This is a genomic window from Vibrio sp. 2134-1 (assembly GCF_033339495.1).
Genome location: NZ_JAWOUS010000826.1, coordinates 1 through 552 on the forward strand (window position 1 = coordinate 1; position 552 = coordinate 552).

Here is a 552-nt window from a genome sequence, read left to right on the forward strand (position 1 = left end):
GTTCAAGTGATGGCGTACGCCTTCTTTGGGTTTAGTGCTTTTATGGCGGGCAGAACCGTTTGGAGCATTTGGGCACCAGAAGTCACCAGTTTTATGAATGCAGGTATCATCCACCAGCTGACGTTTCTATTTAGTATCTGCCTCATTGTTGCTTTGAGCTTTAGTATGTTGTGGTTGATCAACGCAAGATTGGTGAAATCCATCAACGATCTTTCTCATTTGGATGCATTAACTGGGTTATACAATCGACGTGCAATGGAAGTCATTGTGCCTAACCTTGTGAATCAAGCACGCGAAAAAAATACGCCTATCAGCATCGTTATGACTGACGTGGACGATTTTAAAACCATTAATGACCAATACGGTTACACCAATGGCGAATCAGTCATGGCAACCATCGCCACGATTTTTAAACAAACGTTACCAGAGTCAGCATGTACCGTTCGCTTTGGTGGTGACGAGTTTATGATTGTGTTGCTTGCCAATGCCGAAAACGCGAAAGCCTATGCCGAGTTAGTACGTCGCAGCATTGAACGTGAAACGTCGCTGCTT

1 protein-coding gene is annotated in these 552 nt (G+C 44.4%); it reads left to right on the forward strand.

Translation table 11 applies throughout. The annotated features are described in order from the left end of the window. On the forward strand, positions 1 to 552 hold a 552-nt coding region (locus tag R7R78_RS28755; RefSeq protein WP_225474925.1), incomplete at both ends, for a GGDEF domain-containing protein.